Raw genomic sequence first — 12,861 nt, forward strand, 5'->3', positions numbered from 1 at the left:
CCTTTGTGACCGGCGCCCTCATGGCTGCGCTGCTCGTCCCGACAATGCCGCTCTTCGCCCAGAACAATGGGCCGCAGCAGGCCGTGACTGGCGACGAGGCTGATGCCTTCTACTGCGGTGAGCGGCGCCTGGGTTACTGGTTCTACTGCGTACGGCCCAAGCCGGCTGAACCGCCTGAGCAGGGATCGGCGCCCCAGATGCAGTCGGCAACGGCCCAGCTGGAAGCCGTCACGGCCGAGCTGCGCGAACTGAAGGCCCGGGCAATCATCGAGCCGACGCCTCAGAACGTGACCGCCTATATCCGCTTCCAGCGCGAGCAGCTCGATCGGGCCTCTCTGTTTTCCGACATCTGGCAGCGCGCGATCTGGCAGCAGCCCGAGCTCGACTACACGCTCGAGCGCCCGGTTGGCACACTGGCCAAGCGGCAATGGCAGGACGCACGGGCCGCCGAGCGTGATACCATCATGGCGCACCTCAGTGATCGCTACGGGCTGTTCTATTTCTTCGCCCAGACCTGCGGCGCCTGCGAAGTCATGAGCCCGATCGTCAAGGCGGTCGCCGACCGCTGGCACCTGACCGTCCGGGCTATTTCGACCGACGGCGGTCCCTCGCGCCATTTTCCGCAATACACCGTCGAGAACGGGCAGCGCCCGCGCATGGGTTTGGAACCCAAGATCACCCCGGCGCTGGTCCTATGGGACAGCGAAGCGGGGCGCGCGATCCCGATCGGCTACGGGGTCCTGTCGGCCGACGAGCTGCAGGATCGCATCTTTCTCCTGACCTCAAAGGAAGCCGGTCATGATTTCTAAGCTGCGCACAGCGGCGCTTGCGCTTGCCGCCACGAGCCTCGTTGCGACCCCGCTCCACGCCAATGTCGGCGACAGCATGGACCGCTTCATGAACGACATGGGAGGCGCGGCGAATGTTACCGGGCCGAGCGCCTTCCAGGGCCAGTCGGCAGGCTACTACAGCCTCGGCAATGTGTGGACTCGCTTCCCGCAAAAGACGACCAACATTGCCAATCTCCAGCTGCCCAAGGCGCGGGCCGGCTGCGGCGGGATCGACATCTTCGCCGGAAGCTTCAGCTTCATCAACGCGAGCGAGATGGTCGCGCTGCTCAAAGCCGTCGCGAACAATGCCGTGGGCTTTGCCTTCAGCCTGGCGATCGACACGGTCTGCCCGGAATGTTCGAAGATCATGCAGGAGTTCGCGCAGAAGGCGCAGCTCATGAACAACCTGTCGATCAACTCCTGCGAGATGGCGCAAGGGCTGGTCGGCGGGATCTGGCCCAAGGGCGATCTGGCCGACAAGGCGATCTGCGAGGCAATCGGCAACAGCGAGGGCATCTTCACCGACTATGCGGCGGCCAAGCACGGCTGCGGCACACGCGGGCAGCGAAGCTCGACCAACTCCGGGGCAGGCGCGAACTATGCCGACGTGAACCCGGCCGTGGCGCGCAACTACACCTGGCATGTCCTCAAGAAGTCCGCCTTCTTCACGCCGAATGGATCCTTCGACCGCGAGCTCGCTGAATACGCGATGACGCTGATCGGCACGGTCATCTACGTTCCGCCCAAGGACGATGAGCCGGGCAAGTTCGTGCCGTTTGCTGGCGATGCATCCTCGACCCTGGTGACCGCGCTGCTCGATGGGACGCAAGGCCAGACCGTCCGGGTCTTTTCCTGCGACGAGCCGGACCAGTGCCTCAATCCGACGTTCCGGGATATGAGCCTCAGCTCCGCTAAGGCAATCCGGCCGCGGGTGGCTGCGCTGATCGGCAGCATGGTGACCGCGATCCGCTCAGACACTGCGATAGGCGATGCCGAGAAGGAGCTGCTCCAGGTTGCCTCGGTGCCGCTCTACAAGATCCTGACAGTCCAGGCTGCCTATGGCCGGGGCATGGCGACCGATGATCGCGACACGCTTGCGGAAATCACCAGCATCGACCTGCTCTACGCGGTGCTCGACCGGATCGTGTCCGAGGCTGGCCGCTCGATGGCGAGTTTCATCGCCGCCGACGAGGCCAAGCTCGCGATCTGGCGTTCGCAGGTCGCTGACGTCCGCTCGAGCCTCGCGCAGCGTCAGGCGACGGGACAGGCCAAGGTCTCAGCCATCATGCAGATCATCGAGAAAACGGCGATGATCGAGAACATGCTGGCTGCCTCGATGTCCCCATCAATGGCCGCATCGCTCGACTGGTCACGCGCGCTCCAGTCCCGTTCCATCGTCCCTTAAGGCGAGACAAGTCATGGTCGAGATCTTCACGGTCGGCGGCGGCGAGTACATCGTCAATGTCCTCAATGCCGTCGCCAGTTGGACGGGCGCGGGGGGCTACAAGAGCCTGATTCAGGTCACCATGGTGATGGGTCTGGCGCTTGCCGTCATTGTTCTTGCCTTCAACCAGGACTGGCGGGCCTGGCTCAACTGGTTCCTAGGCGCGACGCTCATCTACATGTGCCTGATGGTGCCGCGCATGGACGTCCATGTGACCGACCGGGTCAACCCGAGCCTGGCTCCGGCGAACGTCGCCAACGTGCCATTGGGGCTCGCGCTCATGGCGAGCTTCACAAGCCAGGTCGGCGATTATCTCACGCGCTCAGCCGAGCTCGTCTTTGGTCTGCCCGATGATCTCAACTACTCAAAGAACGGCATGATTTATGGCGCGCGGCTGCTGGAAGCGACGCGCGCGCTGCGGATTTCCGATCCCGAGTTTGCCGCCAATCTCGACGAGCATGTCCGGCAATGCGTTTTCTACGACCTGCTGCTTGGCCGCTATTCGATGAAACAGTTGGCTGAGAGTGATAACGTCTGGACCACGATCGCGCCCGGCAGTGCGGCGCGCGCCCAGAAGTTTGTGACCCGCCAAGCCGATGACAGCGTGACTGCCTCGATCGTTACTTGCCGTGATGCCTACTCCGCGCTCTCGAACCAATGGGCGGGGCTGATCGATTCCATGGCGCTCAGCGCCGGACGGCAGCTCTATCCGCGCCAGAGCGCCGCACTCGCCAAGACCAAGCTGCTCGCGGATCTGCCGGTCGCCTACCAGTATCTCTCGGGGGTCTCGAAGAATGCGAGCGACATCTTCCGGCAGGTTCTGACGATCAACGCGATGAACCAGGCCATGCACGGGTTCGCGGGCGCGAGCGGCACCTCGAGCATCGACGTCTTCGCCCAGACCCGCGCCGACATTCAGACTGAGCGGACCTACGCCTCGATCGCGGAGAACGCGATGAAGTGGGTGCCGATCCTCAATGTCGTGCTGACGGTCGTCTTCTACGCGATGTTCCCGGTCATCTTCCCGCTGTTCCTGATGCCCAAGACCGGGCCGGTGGCGCTGCGCGGCTACGTCATCGGGTTCTTCTACCTCGCGGCATGGGGCCCGCTCTTTGTGATCCTGCACATGATCCTGATGTTCAAGGGGGCGAGCGATGTTGCGGCGGCCGGCGGCGGCACCGGGCTCTCGCTCGCGACCTTCGCGGGCATGACCGACGTGAACCGCGATATTGGGCTTCTGGCCGGTTATCTCGTCGCGTCGGTTCCGTTCCTGGCAGGCGGCGTCGCCAAGGGCGCGCTGGCCATTTCTGGGCAAGCGACCTCCTACCTCAACCCATCGCAGAATGCGGCCGAGGAAGCGGCGCGCGAGGCGAGCACCGGCAATGTCTCGCTCGGTAACAGCAATCTCGACAATTCGACGGTCTTCTCACGCCAGTTTGCTCAAGGGGCGCTCAATCCGAGCATCTCCTACGGCGCCCCGCAGACGCGCGGGTTCAGCGATGTGGGCACCCAGACGACAAGCTTCGGTGAGGCGGAATTCGCGACCGTGCCGAACTCGCAGTACCCGTTTACACCCACATTGGGGCAGGATTTCACGAGCAGACTCTCGACCATGGCGAGCCAGAGCCGGGGCCAAAGCGAGACCTATTCGAATCTTGCCCAGCAATCGACCAGCTCAGCCGTCACCCGGTTCAACGAGATCCGGAATGCCTACAGTCAGGGGCGTTCTTCGGAAACGGTCAGCGGCACCGGCAGCAACGACAGCATCGGCACAGCCTTCAGCGAGGTCGACAACGCCTCCACCACCCTGCAGCGCCAGTTCGGCCTGTCGCGCCGGGCCGCCGACGACATCACCGTGTCGTGGTTCCTCAATGGCCAGGCCAGCGCTGGCGTCGGAGGCAGTCTGGGGCCAGTTGAGCTTGGCGCGAAAGCCAGTGGCGGGCGAAACAAGTCTTGGACCGACAGCGACGTCGGCATTGCGTCTGAGGATCGCAACCGAATTACAGGGACGTTGCAGCAGCTTTCAGACACGCGGAACTGGTCGAACACGCGTGAAGGCTTCCTCCGCCAAACGAACTCGAGTTCGAGTTCGCAGGTCTCGACCAGCGCTGCGGGTCTCAGCCGCTCATTGACCGAAGCACAGACCTACTCTGTCGAAGCACGTCGCGCCGAAGAATTGGCGAGCCGGCTCGAAAACCAGGCCTCTTGGTACGAAGGTGCGAATGCTGCCGGTTCGCTCAATCTCAGCCAGGCCTATCGGGAATGGGGCATGGCGGAGCTTGAAGCGAACCGCGACTATTACGGCCCAGTCCGCTTCGACGACATCAATTTCCAGATGAGCGCACAGGGCCAGCAGCTCCAGGCGCGGTTCGTGGATACCTATGCCGACCGGCTGCATGATGACATTGAGGGGCAATTGACGCTGCCTGAGTTCGCGCCGGTCAGCCGCCCTGCCGTTACAAGCCAAAGTAGCGTCCGCGCGCATGGACCCAGTGGCGGCGGTGGATCAGGCAATCCTGGTGCGGCTCCTGACACCTCGGGGATCAGCGAAGAAGTCCGGGCGGCGCAGGCGCGAGGCCGAGGCCGGATCGGTCAATCCAGGAGCAATCTTGACGCTACCACTCGAGCGGCCAAGGGCGCTTCAGAAGAGGCCGCAGACGAGGTGAAGGAGTGGTAGATTTTAGAGGATGAGCTCATCAACGACGAGGTAAATCAAGAACGCAGCCAGCAGAGCAAAAACCGTGATCATCTTGGCCCGGCCCCAAGGATCGGCCCAGGTCTTCTGCCACGTATACGCAGTTAGGCGATTTTCCGCGATGGCCCGGTCGATCTCTTTGAGACCCTTCCAGTCCCCGGTCGCAACCGCGTCATCAGATGACTTCAACATAGGGCACCTATTCAGCAGGCAGGCTGCTCCAAAATCGCTGCATTATCCCAGAATTCGGGGCTTAATGCAGCGTTTCTGGCACACAAAATCATGGGTGCCAAGCGGATGTTCGGCGGCATTTTCATGAACTGAGTTCAAGATACCGACAGAAGGCATTCGCGAGTTGCATCTGACGAGGCGTGCGGCATTCGGCCTCGAAAACTTGCGGAGAGCCGACAAGGATCGTGACGCATTTTGCACGTGAAGTCGCAACGTTCAGCCGGTTCAGGCTATACAGAAATTCCATGCCGCGCGGCGCGTCGGCATGCGAGGAGCTGGCCAGCGAATAGATCGAGATTGGTGCCTCCTGGCCTTGGAACTTGTCGACCGTCCCGACCCGCGCTTGGGGGAGCCGGCGTTGGATCTCGAACACCTGGGCATTGTACGGGGCGATGATCAGTATGTCCGCGATTCCGAGCGGCTTTTCGTTCCCTTCGCGATCGATCCAGGTCGCACCCTGTGCCAATATGTCGGAGACCAGTTCGGCGATAACGTCAGCCTCTTCGGATGAGCAATTCTGATTGCCGGAATGCTCGACGGGCAGGAACCTCAGACCCGTGCCATTGGCGATGCCCTTGGCGTTTACCCGCTGCCCGGCCGCTTCGGCCTTCGCGTCGAGCTTGCCCTCGTAAAAGAGCTCGGATGTGAACGCACAGATATCCGGATGCAGCCGCCAGGTGACGTCGAGAAACAGGCCTTCGTCGGGTGCGATGGTTTGCTTGCCCGAAAGCAGATGGTCGAGCGCAGAGCAGCCGGTGCCATCCGGGTGACTGCCTTGCATGGGTTGGTCGAGCTGCTGCGGGTCTCCGAGCAGAACCAGCGTTTTTGCCGCCTGCGAAACGGCCAGCACATTCGCCAGCGACATTTGTGCCGCCTCGTCGACAAAGAGAACGTCGAGACTTTCAAAGGCATCCTCGGTCGACCACAGCCATGCTGTGCCGCCTGCAACGCTGCAATCCGCGTTGAGCGCGGCGAAGACCTCCGCATTGTTCTTCTTCGCGAACCGCAGCCGGTCGGTTCCTTCTTCCTTGGACCCGCCTTTCGGCTTTTGGATGCAGATCAGGGCGGTGTTGGCCTCCTCGGCGACCTCAATGATCTTGTTCAAGAGGTTGCGGATCACTTCGTGACCATTGGCCACGATCCCCACCTTCTTGCCTTGCCGGACGAGCTCGCAAATCATGTGCCCACCCGTGTGGGTCTTGCCGGTGCCAGGAGGCCCCTGGATCGGCAGCACGCCTGCTGAGATAAGCGGGCCGATGCGCACGCCCGCATCAAGGGGCTTTTCACCGGCGCGCCGCACGGCGCTGCCGTCTGCAATGCGCGGCGCCACGCGCATCAGCATGTCGCGCGCCGCCTGGTAGGTTTCTCCCTCGTCCATGCCATGCTCGCAGACATGAGTTGCCAGTCTGACCAGCGCTTCCTGCATCGGTTTGGACGGCACATGCTCATGCACGAAGACGGCGACAGGATGTTCGTCCGCCATCGCTGAGGCCTTCTTGATGTCGATGGTGCGCTGTTCCCTTGAGATGTCCTCAACGGTGCCCAGCGTCAGGCCGCCCTGCGCTCTCAGCCCTTTGCCTGCGCGGATATCGGCTTCCTGCACCGGGAAGCTATAGCGATCGATCGGGCATTTGGCTGTACCGCCGACCGTTTCCAAGAAGGTGAGACCTGCGAGGCCAGCGCGCTCGTCGATGAGTTCGTCTGCGGAGAGGTCGCTGAGGCGGAAGTATTCCCACCAGGTCGCCTTTTCCTCGCGGCGATGCCATTCGAGAAGATTGGCCAGGAGCCAGCGCGCATGCTGCTCGGCGGTGCGCTCTTCCGGATCGACAGGCACGTCGGCAGTCAGCTGCTCAATCAGCGGCGTGATCCGCTCGAGCCATTCGGAAAGGCCTTCGCTGGGTCCGCTCTCACCTGGTTCCGGTCTGGTTACCTCGATGCCTCGAGCAAGGAGCTTGGTGCGTTCGGCTTCCAGCCAATCGCGCAGAGCCTCGGTCGAGACACAGTCGTCGCGGTTGTAGACTTCGACGGTCTGCTTATCCTCCGGCAGAATCCCCGCCGCGTCGTTTAGTTCAAGGCTCACCTGCAGCCGGTTAAGCGCCAGGTTGGCATCGGGCGGGCTGGCGTCACGAACATAGCCGTAAAGCGGCTCGAGCTTCTTGATGGAATAGCTCTCGACGCCCGCACGCAGCGAATGGCGGACCACGCTCAGCAAATCGACGAACACGAGACCACGCAGCAGCGAATCCAGATCGTCTTCGCGCGTGCCATATCGCCCCATCAGCCGCTTCAGCGCGCCCGGTTCGTACCCGCCATAGTGGTAGACGTGGAGCTGCGGGTAGACCTTCCTCCGCTCGAGCACGAAATCGATGAATGTCTCAAAGGCCGCCTTCTCACCAGCGCGGTCTAGCGCCCAGAGCCCGCGGTATTGTGGCTCGCCCTGCTCGCGGAAGTGGAAGCCTAGGAGATATTCCAGCCCATGCTGGCCCACGAAGGAATCTCCCTCGAAGTCGAGAAAGATATCGCCCTCGCAAGGCTCGGGCAGGCAGTTGAGACCGAAACCTGCCACCGGCGCCAGAAGTTCATAGCGCAGTTCGCCACTGGCTCTGGATTCGTGCTGGATCCTGGCCTGCTCGCGAACGCGGGTCAGGGATTCTTTCGAGCCGCGCTCCGGTTTCCATTGCAGGGGCAGCGGCAGTTCTGCCAGCGCCGTTGCCGTGGTGACGCCGTGATCCTTGAGCTCGGCAATCTGCATCGAGGAGATGCCCGCGACGAGGCACAGGTGATCGTCATCCCGGCGCTGCTTGTCGCAGCGCGCGCTCCAATTGCAGATGTCGCAGTTTGAAGTCGGCTCCGGGTAAGTCTGACCAGACTGCTCGCTTCCGATCGCTCCGAGCAATCCTTGCTTCACCTGACGATGGTAGGCGGCGAAATCGGCGAGCCGATACCGCTCCGGTTCAAAGTCGGTCCAGGGCGGGATGACGCTGGCGAAGACCGGCATTGTGCCTTGCACTTCCCCGATGAGCTCGGAGTAAAGGCACAGCTGAAGGACTGTGCCGCCTTTCGTTTCCCGCGCGAGCTTGGTGTCGGCGGCTTCGTAGGACCAGTTGCCGAGGTCGCTTGGGGCCTCGACGCGCTGCAGGATGTCGGCGCGGCCAGCCCAGGATCCGCCTCGAAGTGCGCCCTGGACGATCACGTCTATGCCCGCACGCATTGCGGCGATGGTCTGGGCGACGGCGTCGTCGCTGACGTCCACACCTTCAATCACGACGCATGAAAGGCCTTGGGCGCGCAAATGGTCCACATAGGCCAGCTCGTGCTGCTTGCCACGCTCCCAGAGCGCCTCGAGCGCTGGATCGAAGAATTTCGGGCGCGAAAGTTCACCGCGCGCTGCCGCATGCTCCAATTGGGTCAAATGCCGGCAGTTCAGATATCCCACCAGATCGGTAGCGCTGAGGCGCGGCGTTCCATTTTGAATTTGCACGATAATGCCCCCGAAAACTCAGCACGCTTCAGTTTCGGCAAGCTCGAGCGTGAGCTGCCGCAATTGTTGGATGACGGCTTGCCGTGAGCCGAGTTCGACGCTCATCGTGTGGAGCCGGGCTTGATCTGCGCCGATCCGGTGTGACGCCAAAGTGCCAGGGCTGTCAGCCAGCGCGAAGTGATGCGGATAGAGCAGGCTGAGGCTGTTGCAGTGGTAGATCTGCCCATAGGCCATCATCTGATAGACGTCGGCCTGAGAGACCCCCTGCTTGGGATCGTCGATCCGGGAGGAAATCCGCTTCCACTTGGTATCGATGATCTGCACGACCTCATTGCCACGCTTAACCAGAATATCGGGCCTGGTCTGAAACACCTGGCGGCCATCGGTCTCATTCTCGAGGCAAAAGAGACGTCCGCCTTGAAGGCTGACGCTAAATCCTGTGCCCGAGAGCGCGCGCTTGAGCAGGCGGCCCACATACTCCTCGAACAGCGTGTTCATTTCGAACAGAAGCGAGAAGCCATCCTGCCGGCCCATCGAACTCGTCTGGAACCGGTCGCCGAGGAGAAGCCGGGCTAGCGTGATCAGCTCCTTCCAACGCGCGTTGGTGCGATCGAGATGCACGTCGTCCCAGCGCAATCCGCTTACCGGAACATCGGCAATGTCGGCATAGGCGAAGCCCAGCTCGGCCAGCCTGCGCTGGTTGTCCGCATTGTTCGAAACGCGCAGCAGCCGGGAAACAGCTGCCTTCATGATCTGATTGAGCGGGGTGTCAGGCGACAGTTCGTCAAAACGGCAGGCGAGACGCTGCGGCGAAGCGGCGAGACGCGTAAACTGCCGCACCACATCAAGTCGCCCGCGAAGTGCGGGCAATTCATCCTCGCAGGCCATGTAGCGACGAGGCATGCCCTGCCGCAGGGCGTCGGCGAGCTTTCGGGAAAACAGCCCGATCAGGACTTCGAGCAAGGTGTCGCGCTGAGACCCAAGCGCCGTCAAGGTGCCGCTGTCGATCTCCAGATCGAGCGCGACGGCCAGCATATGCACCAGGCGATCCCGCAAGTAGCCGCGATTGTCGGAATCGCTCTCTGAAGGTTTGGCATCGATCTTGGGCAGGATTTCCAGCGCACACCCATCAGCGACAATTACGCCCACCACCTGACGAGCTCCAAGAGCATGCCGGCCATGCTCCAGGATTCCCTTTCCATTCTTGCCGGCTAGGGGGGAGCGGCGCGCAATGGCGACGAGCCTGTCTGCTGCCCATGCGGGGATGCATTCCTCACCCTCGCCATAAGCGAGCGATTGCCATTCGAGGAGTGATCGCCGGATCACGCAAAGCCCTTGTAGGCATCATCTGCAAACTGCTGCCGGACCTGCCAGCGCCAACGAGCTGGAGCATCGCCATCGGAGTCGAGGCCGTTGGGGGCCTTCAACTCCCGCCGTTCCAAGAAACGCTCACCGGTCGTGTCGCCAAGCACGGCAGCGACTTTGGACCAGTCCTCATAGAAATACTCGGCGAGGAGCGGGATAACCTTGTGCCGCATGCACTCATCGACGTCCGACCGGGTCGCACACCCCATGAAATAGGCGTGCCCGATCTGGTGTTCGCGGTCGAACAGGTACTCGATGCGCTCGTTTAGAGAGGCAAGGAGATTTCTGAGCGCAATGCCATCGACATCCTCAGGCAGCGCCTCGGTGTCGGGCATGAGCTCGCGGAATGTGAAGCGCCGGCGCAGAGCGGTGTCCAGCAAGGCGATGGAGCGATCCGCCGTATTCATCGTGCCGATAATGTGGAGGTTCGACGGAACTCCGAAAATCTCACCCGAGTAGGGCAATTTCACGCGAAGCTCGTTCTCTTCCCCGATCCGCTTGTCCGGTTCCAGCAAGGTGATGAGTTCGCCGAAAACCTTGGAAATATTCGCGCGGTTGATCTCGTCGATGATGAGCACGTAGGGCTCGGGTACGCCCGTAGTGGCGACCGCATCCCCACCCGAAGTGACGATCTGCTCCAGCGCGTCCCAGTCGATGTAGCGATTGTTCAGCTGATAGACGGAAACCTGGCTGAAGGTCTTCCCGTAGATGCGTTCGCGCGGGAGGCTTTCATCAGAGTGCCACAGCCATTTGACCGAGCGGCGATGATTGTACTCACCGTTGGGACCGGGCACGAAACGATAGCCCCCGGTGACCTCGCCAATCGCTCGGAACTTCCGGTTGCCGTCAGACACGACGACCAGCGAGCCGACTTCCATGTTGATTCTGAAGGCGTACATTTGGGACATGTTGGGGTCATTGCCGGTCGCCTCGGGGTGATCCTCGCGCCACCGTTCCTTGATCGCCTCCCACTTGTCGAAGCGCGGATCTGACCAATCGACGTCGCCGCCATATCCTAGGACAATGTACCCATCGCGGATTGCATCCTGGAAGATCGCGTCATCTTCAGCCGACCAGCTTCGTCCGAGCGACATCTTGAAAATCTTCTGGCTACGATCGAGCAGCGGCTTCCCAGCGTCGACCGCATGGCCACGGTTTTCGGAAGCAAGGTTGGCAATCTGCTTGAAGATGCCATCGTGCGGCTTCAGGCTGAACCCTCCACTGGCCGGGCCATCGTCGCTCTCCTCGCCCGTGACGGGCCTCAGCCCCTCGACGAACTCTTCGTACGAGAAGGACTGGTGGAACGTGACAAAGCCAATGCGCCCCTTGCGATGTAGGGACTGATAGACGTCCATCAGCTCCTTGCGGCCAAGCTTCGTCGATCCTGGGCCATTACAAATTTCGACGGTCTCGGCCGCCGTTGCATAGGTCTTTCCCGTTCCCGGAGGCCCGTAGAGGATCAGGTTGGTTGCAGTCGGCATGGAGGGTCTCATTTCTGAAATTGCTTGTGTTGAATCGGCAGGTTGGTCTTCCTGGCTCACGACCCAGAGGAAGCTCTGGACGTCCCACAGGTCTCTGGGCTGCCATCCCCATCCGACCATTTCCTCGTAAAGCTTGTGCCCGAAGCGGAGCACTTCGGCGTATTCTTCGGCTGAGAGCGGGCTCCAGCCAAACAGCGGCTTGTGAACCAAAGCCTTGTAGGCCTTCGAGAGCGGGTCGGTGTTGATGCCCAAAGCCTCGCCCGGTCGAACCAGAGCCAAGAACATCGACGGGATATTGCGGCTTTCCGAGTAGGGCTTGCTCTTCTCCTGTCCCTCCAGGAGGACGGGCCAGATCGCATCGACCATTTGCTTGGCCGCCTCCGGCGGGTCATCGCTCGAGCGGGCCAGGTGGGCCGCTGCCTGTTCAAGAACATTCGGATGCTGCTGGCGAATGGCAGCCAGACGGTTGTTGGTCCGCCAACCGGGAAGATCGATGCCCGTCAGGATGTCGAACAAGGCGCCGCCCAGCGCCTCGGGTGCCAGCGGTGGCTCGGATTGCATGAGCGCCGCAACCTTGGCGACGGCCTCGCGCTTGTAGTTGATGACATCGCTGAAGACCTGCGAGGTCGAGCCGGCAAATCCTTCCGGTTCAAAATCGGGATAGGTCCTCAGGAAGCGAGCCTTGAGGTCCGCAAGCACGGCGGCATCAAGGATCAGCTCGTCACCGTGGATCGACCCTTTTGCAGGAATTCCGAGAGCCTTGGCGATCTCAGGGGCGATCTCATAGGAAGTCAGCTTCTGTTTGCCGTATCCCAGATAGGGCCGCCGGCCGTTGTTGGACCGCAGCACCCGTACCAGACGCTGCTCCTTGAACAGCGCCCGAGCCACCGCCAGGACATCGTCGGTTTCAATGGCATCTTCGGTCTTGTTCGAGGCGCCCATGATCCGGAAAGCTTTGACCCCCGACTGCCGGTTGGTTTGGCGAATAGGCCAGTGAACCGTTCTGGAATCGTCAAAAAGTGCGATCCGCTTCTCGGCATCGACACTGTCAAACCCTTCTCCCGCAGTCCCTGATCGGAACTGGATGTAGTAATTCAGCGTCGAGCGGTAGTGCGAGAGGTTCGCATAGAGATTGCCATCAATCGGAAAGCGAGCCGGGTTTTCCCGGCCGGCACGCTCATCGGCCTTCGAATAGGAAAGTTGGGCCTTGATGCCTTCGAGGCCATCGGCGTCATAGGCTTCGTCGAGATCGCCATAGTGCGCCTCAAGACGCTTCGCGTCTTGCGCCTGGGTGTTTTGCGTAGACAAGGAATGACCTTGATCCACCATCCACT

7 protein-coding genes are annotated in these 12,861 nt (G+C 61.6%); 3 read left to right on the top strand and 4 right to left on the bottom strand.

The window, feature by feature from the left end:
• The first annotated feature begins 44 nt into the window (after positions 1–44).
• Genes Q0071_RS06840 through Q0071_RS06850 form a run of 3 tightly spaced genes read left to right on the top strand, consistent with a single transcriptional unit; the run spans position 45 to position 4,951 of the window.
• The gene (locus tag Q0071_RS06840) at positions 45–809 is read left to right on the top strand and encodes a conjugal transfer protein TraF (RefSeq protein WP_298166930.1); all 765 of its coding nucleotides are present in this window, start codon (positions 45–47) and stop codon (positions 807–809) included.
• Positions 799–2,235, top strand: a complete 1,437-nt coding sequence (locus tag Q0071_RS06845; protein WP_298166645.1) for a conjugal transfer protein TraH — start codon at positions 799–801, stop codon at positions 2,233–2,235. The genes Q0071_RS06840 and Q0071_RS06845 overlap by 11 nt, the downstream gene beginning before the upstream one ends.
• Before the next feature lie 13 nt (positions 2,236–2,248).
• The gene (locus Q0071_RS06850) at positions 2,249–4,951 is read left to right on the top strand and encodes a conjugal transfer protein TraG N-terminal domain-containing protein (RefSeq protein WP_298166646.1); all 2,703 of its coding nucleotides are present in this window, start codon (positions 2,249–2,251) and stop codon (positions 4,949–4,951) included.
• Between the two features lie 3 nt (positions 4,952–4,954).
• On the opposite strand, the gene Q0071_RS06855 is transcribed toward Q0071_RS06850, so the two are convergent.
• The 4 genes from Q0071_RS06855 to Q0071_RS06870 form a co-directional block, all read right to left on the bottom strand.
• Positions 4,955–5,161 (bottom strand): hypothetical protein, encoded by a 207-nt coding sequence (locus Q0071_RS06855; RefSeq protein ID WP_298166648.1) that lies wholly within the window; start codon positions 5,159–5,161, stop codon positions 4,955–4,957.
• Between the two features lie 121 nt (positions 5,162–5,282).
• The gene (locus Q0071_RS06860; protein WP_298166649.1) at positions 5,283–8,681 is read right to left on the bottom strand and encodes a TM0106 family RecB-like putative nuclease; all 3,399 of its coding nucleotides are present in this window, start codon (positions 8,679–8,681) and stop codon (positions 5,283–5,285) included.
• Positions 8,682–8,699: 18 nt separating this feature from the next.
• Positions 8,700–9,833 carry a restriction endonuclease gene (locus Q0071_RS06865; RefSeq protein ID WP_298166651.1) on the bottom strand — a complete coding sequence of 378 codons (1,134 nt, stop codon included), beginning with the start codon at positions 9,831–9,833 and terminating at the stop codon, positions 8,700–8,702.
• 170 nt (positions 9,834–10,003) lie between these two features.
• Positions 10,004–12,856, bottom strand: coding sequence for an AAA family ATPase (locus tag Q0071_RS06870; RefSeq protein WP_298166653.1), 2,853 nt, complete (start codon positions 12,854–12,856; stop codon positions 10,004–10,006).
• Positions 12,857–12,861: the final 5 nt, after the last annotated feature.

This window comes from Novosphingobium sp. (genome assembly GCF_027486195.1).
Taxonomy (GTDB): domain Bacteria; phylum Pseudomonadota; class Alphaproteobacteria; order Sphingomonadales; family Sphingomonadaceae; genus Novosphingobium.